A 5,179-nucleotide genomic window follows, 5' to 3' on the forward strand; every position below is an offset into this window, starting at 1 on the left:
AATTTTGAATTTTGTTAGCGTAGCGTTAGCGAGTCTGCGAGCGTCATTTTGAATTTTGAATTGATTTCTCCCCAATCCCCAGATTGCGATACAATACAGCCCACGGGCGCTTGTTTGGGGTTGGGCAATGACTTCTGTAATTAATGTAAATTTACCAGAGCAGTCTTATGAAATTGCGATCGCACCTTCGAGTTTAGATCAACTGGGTCAACACATAGCCAGTCTCAAGTTAGGCAAGAAGGTATTGCTGGTTTCTAATCCGACGATTTTAAAACATTTTGGGGAAAGAGCGATCGCATCCCTGACATCTGCTGGATTTGAAGTTGCTAGCTGCACCCTACCACCTGGGGAACGCTACAAAACCCTCAACTCCATCCAAAAACTTTACGATATCGCCTTAGAAAACCGCCTAGAACGTTCTTCTACTATGGTGGCTTTGGGCGGAGGTGTAATTGGCGATATGACTGGCTTTGCCGCTGCAACTTGGCTGCGCGGCATTAATGTTGTCCAAGTACCTACCACTCTCTTGGCGATGGTGGATTCGGCAATTGGTGGCAAAACTGGCGTGAATCATCCCCACGGTAAAAACTTAATTGGGGCATTCCATCAACCGCGCTTGGTTTTGATTGACCCAGATGTGTTAAAAACTCTTCCGATGCGCGAGTTTCGGGCAGGGATGGCAGAAGTTATTAAGTACGGTGTGATTTGGGATGCCGAATTGTTTGCCCAATTGGAAGCAAGTAAACGCCTCGACCAACTCCGCTATGTAAAGCCTGACTTGATAAACATCATATTAACGCGCTCTTGTCAAGCTAAAGCTGACGTTGTTGGCAAAGATGAAAAAGAAGGCGGATTACGGGCGATTCTCAACTATGGACATACCATCGGTCATGCAGTGGAAAGTTTGACTGGTTATCGTTTAGTAAATCATGGTGAAGCGGTAGCCATTGGTATGGTAGCAGCCGGTCAAATTGCTGTGGATTTGGGACTGTGGCAAAAGGAAGACACGGAACGTCAAAATGCTTTAATTCAAAAAACGGGTTTACCGACTCAGTTACCATCTGGGGTGGATATTGAAGCAATTATTGAGGCGTTGCAGTTAGATAAGAAAGTCAAAGCGGGGAAAGTGCGGTTTGTTTTACCAACGGAGATTGGTGTAGCGACAGTTACCGATGAGGTGCCATCGGATATCATTCGGCAAGTGTTGCGGAAGATGTCAACAATTTGAAGAAGAAGTCAGGAGTCAGAATTAAAAATAGTTGCTCTGTCCTTCAATTACGAATTACGTTAGCGTAGCGGGGCGTAGCCCATTACAAATTATTGAGCCATGATACTCCAAGCCAAGAATCAATTAACTTTGCAAGAGTTCCTAAATCTTCCACCAGGCGAGGGAGACATAACTTATGAGCTTGTTGATGGTCAAGCAATTCCTAAAATGTCACCCAAAAAATTCCACTCTAAACTTACCCGCGCCCTTCTCAATTTGATTGAGCAATGCTGTGAGGGAAAAGGAGAAGTTTGCCCAGAATTAGCTGTCGCATTAACCCGTCGAGGGCGAGATTGGATGCCAATACCAGATATTTTATATATTTCTAATCAACGTTTACCCCCTGATTGGGATGAAGAAGGAGCATGTTCTGTTCCTCCCGATTTGATGATTGAAATTATTTCGCCCGGACAAACTTTTGGACAAATGGCAGCTAAAGCCAAAGACTATTTGAATGCTAAGGTGCTGCGGGTGTGGGTGGTAGATAGTAAAGCCAGAAGTATTACTGTTTTTTATCCAGATGCTGCACCACAAACTTATATGGGAGAAGAATTACTCACAGATTCTTTATTTGAGGGACTGGAATTTACTGTTGAGCAGGTGTTTCAAAAGGCGAAAATACCATTAGAGTTTCAAAAGGCGAAAATACCATTAGATACCGAATACCAAACTTTTTGCATCTAGCACAATTTGACGCATATCATTTTTATCACCTGCTTGATATAGAGAAATGAACTTATCAATATTTATAATGCTTCTTCCCATACTTTCATGTGTGCGCTCGCTAGTAAATATATCCTCAACAAATCCAGTCATTACTACAATATATGTAAGTTGCTCAGGTTGACTACCGTAATAATCAGACTGAATGACTTTCACAAGTTTTAATTCTCCCAGAGTTACTCCTACCTCCTCCATAACTTCGCGTCTTGCAGTTTCCTCACAAGTAAATTCGCCTACCTCTACATGTCCCCCAGGAAGGTCAATACCACGGTCAAGGAGAGCGCATACAATTAAACCATCCTTGGTAAAAGGTACAACTAAAACACTCGTTATCTTTTCAAAAGCAGGCAAAAATGAACTGCCAATATCTACAAAATTGACCTTTTGCCCTGTTTGGATGATAGTCTTTTTGCGTAGGCGTAGCCCGTCGTTGAAATCGCTCTTACTCATTGATTTAATTTCTGCTATTTATTGATAACTTTCGGCCTGATTAACTTTTGCAATTTACCAGTTGAGTCCTTGTTATCACCTTGCGATCGCCCCACTACCAACCTCAAAACACCGTATCATCAAAATAGCTAACGATGCCTTGACTCTGAACACCAACAGATAAGCTTTCAGTGCCTAACTTGAGGCGGCATAACGTCCCCGTTGAGTAGCACGCGTGCTTTTGGCGCGTCTGCCCTCAAACGCATCGTTAGGCACGTTAATTGATTTGATCATTGATTAGGGCAGTGTGCGGTATGCGATTCGTCTTATCAATGGCGCTACCGCCTCCATCAGCTCGACGTTTGTGTCGCTTATTGCCATTGGTCGGAAGTCGAAGTGACAAATCGTCCCGAACATCTTGCCGTCTTCATCCAGCAGTGGCACGCCGCAGTAGGATTGCACTTCTTTCCACTTCGGGTGGCCGCGAACCCGGTCGTCTTGGAGTGAGTCGGGTGTCGTGAACGTTCCGCGGCTGCTACGGACAAAAACGCAATATGAGGCCATCACTGGAATGTCCGGCGTTAACTCTTGCGTCGGATTCTCCCGGTCGAAAAAGCAAACGTTATGCAGTATTTCTTCATCGAACCGATACAGCGCCGTGAAACGATGCTCGGTCAGTCCGTTCAGGAAGATGACGGCAGCACGGACATCTTGGCGGCCGAGAATGGTCTTCAGTTCGCGCAACCAATCTGCAAGGTTAACCATACGCGTGACGCCTAACGATTTATTGGTTATTGGATTGATTTTTTTCATATAGCACCCGAATAGGGTGAACTATATTGCGAGGAGAGCAAGGTATCTCCCTCCTGGGCGTAAATACATTGCAACCTGTTTATATAGTATACCGATACAGGTAAATTTATCAAAAGTGCCTCGTTGCACCCCAACCAGACGTTTTAACTCTCGATTCGATAACTTTTTTGTTTGCTCCTATCGCATAGGTAGATTGATTCAAGCTACAAAGTCCCCAATATTACCACAAAATAATTTTGCTAAAGGTCTATTAATAGTTATTTCCCAATTTTCCAGTTACTAATATCGGAACTTGAGCTTCAGAACTCGAAAATTTAACCTCTGAATTACCGAGATAAATTCTACTTTGAGCTATTTACAGTAACTTTTATTTATTTAGACCACACGATGAAGATGCTTTTCTTTGCCTCTCTTCCTCTCAACGCCATCCAAATTTCGAGCAGCGGCTTTTGCTACTCAAACTTCTATCTGCGTGATATTTTCATATCTTTAATCAGCAACGCTCTATTTTTGAACCTGCGGTTCTTTCTGCCGTTGCTGCTGGCTATTTGTTGGTTGCAGTTTTTGAAATAAAGCTGGTGGTGTTGCTTTGCGGAAGGCACCGCAGTAGTGCATGGTCATAACTGCTTTGAAAGCCCAATGGTCTGCTGGCACATCACTAAAGGGATTTGGTAAAGTTTCTGCTTGATTTTGGACACAAGCATTCAAAACTTGATTCGATTTTGCTGGAGTGTCGGTAGTAGGTTCTTGAGATTTAACAGGAGTAATAAAGCCAGTAATAGCTAGCATTACGACTGTTAGCAGAAGTTTGCAGTTCATAATTTGAGTTTTCTAGGGATGAAAGTCTACCCTATGTTAGTTCCCAGGCTGCTGCCCAGGAACTAGAATAACCCTGCTAAGATTAAGCGTTAGAAAACATTGTAAGCATTACTAATAAAACAACTAATGCACTAATCCAAAGGGCTAACGATCCCCAACTTACTGAATCTTTTTGTACTCTTTGCCAGAAATTAGCGACTAAATTATTCCGAATTGCCATTTTATAACCTCCAATTTTTATGAAACTTGTACTGACTCAATGCATTCAGCCTGCATTGAGTAAAGAAAAGTTCATCTTTGGGGGTATCAGCCCTGATTTGCTGATTCCCAGAGATTAACCAACAGAGATTTAAATTAATCTATGTAGCGATGTCTATGACGCACTAAACCTACGTAAATGCGTGTGTTTCAACACATTACTAAATCCAAAAAAACAAAAATTTACAAAAAGATATTTGTTGATGCTTAATCTGATTTTCCCATACGTAAGTGTTTACACTCCCAAGTTTGACGATTTTGAGAGAATTCTTAACGTTGTCTTAACCACGTATAAAAGTTAGTGTTTTTAAAATAACAAACTACTTAAATACTGACTCTGTTTCACTTTCACTTGTGATTTATCTAAACTTGAAAATAGACACATAGGACTTACGCGCTGTACAAAATCATCATGATGTGCATTAACAAAAATAGGTTGTTTCAGGCTTTGATTAATTATTTTTTGATCGTAAATAGACCATGCTGTAGGGGTTTAGCAATGCTTTACCCCTACGAAAGATGTGGTTATTCACGTTATACATATTTACTATTTATTGTCAATGCGTAAGTCCTGACACAATTAACAGTGAAATGGCAGGTAAATAATGGTGCAATAAATCAGATAAGAGTTACGGTTTGACAAGAGATACCAAATATGTTTCAGGTGAAAAACCACATCTTTCGTAGGGGCAATTCATGAATTGCCCCTACAGCATCGTCTATTTACGATCAAAGGATAATTAAGAAAAGCCTGAAACAACCTATTTTTGTTGAGGCACATCACGATGGATTTGTACAGTGCGTAAGTTTTATAAGACCAGCCCTTTCAAGGTGAACCTTTGTACTATGAGAAAATCATGTTTTTCAGCC

6 protein-coding genes are annotated in these 5,179 nt (G+C 41.6%); 2 read left to right on the plus strand and 4 right to left on the minus strand.

Annotated elements, in window-relative coordinates; genetic code table 11:
- The first annotated feature begins 127 nt into the window (after positions 1-127).
- Together aroB and HWQ41_RS11215 are read left to right on the plus strand one after the other, a co-directional pair.
- The gene (gene aroB, locus HWQ41_RS11210) at positions 128-1,228 is read left to right on the plus strand and encodes a 3-dehydroquinate synthase (protein ID WP_292762588.1); all 1,101 of its coding nucleotides are present in this window, start codon (positions 128-130) and stop codon (positions 1,226-1,228) included.
- Between the two features lie 99 nt (positions 1,229-1,327).
- Positions 1,328-1,951, plus strand: coding sequence for a Uma2 family endonuclease (locus HWQ41_RS11215; protein WP_292762589.1), 624 nt, complete (start codon positions 1,328-1,330; stop codon positions 1,949-1,951).
- On the opposite strand, the gene HWQ41_RS11220 is transcribed toward HWQ41_RS11215, so the two are convergent.
- From HWQ41_RS11220 to HWQ41_RS11235, 4 genes are all read right to left on the minus strand, one after another.
- Complete coding sequence (locus tag HWQ41_RS11220) at positions 1,919-2,440, minus strand: NUDIX domain-containing protein (RefSeq protein WP_292762591.1); 522 nt, start codon at positions 2,438-2,440, stop codon at positions 1,919-1,921. The two genes, HWQ41_RS11215 and HWQ41_RS11220, sit on opposite strands and share 33 nt — an antisense overlap.
- Positions 2,441-2,716: 276 nt before the next feature.
- Positions 2,717-3,232, minus strand: a complete 516-nt coding sequence (locus tag HWQ41_RS11225; protein WP_292762594.1) for a GAF domain-containing protein — start codon at positions 3,230-3,232, stop codon at positions 2,717-2,719.
- Between the two features lie 504 nt (positions 3,233-3,736).
- On the minus strand, positions 3,737-4,051 hold the full coding sequence (locus tag HWQ41_RS11230; RefSeq protein WP_292762597.1) for an S-layer protein: 315 nt from the start codon (positions 4,049-4,051) through the stop codon (positions 3,737-3,739).
- A gap of 82 nt (positions 4,052-4,133) precedes the next feature.
- Positions 4,134-4,271, minus strand: a complete 138-nt coding sequence (locus tag HWQ41_RS11235; RefSeq protein WP_292762599.1) for a hypothetical protein — start codon at positions 4,269-4,271, stop codon at positions 4,134-4,136.
- Positions 4,272-5,179 lie beyond the last annotated feature (908 nt).

The organism is Nostoc sp. NOS(2021), assembly GCF_017115025.1.
In the GTDB taxonomy this organism is placed as follows: Bacteria; Cyanobacteriota; Cyanobacteriia; order Cyanobacteriales; family Nostocaceae; genus Nostoc.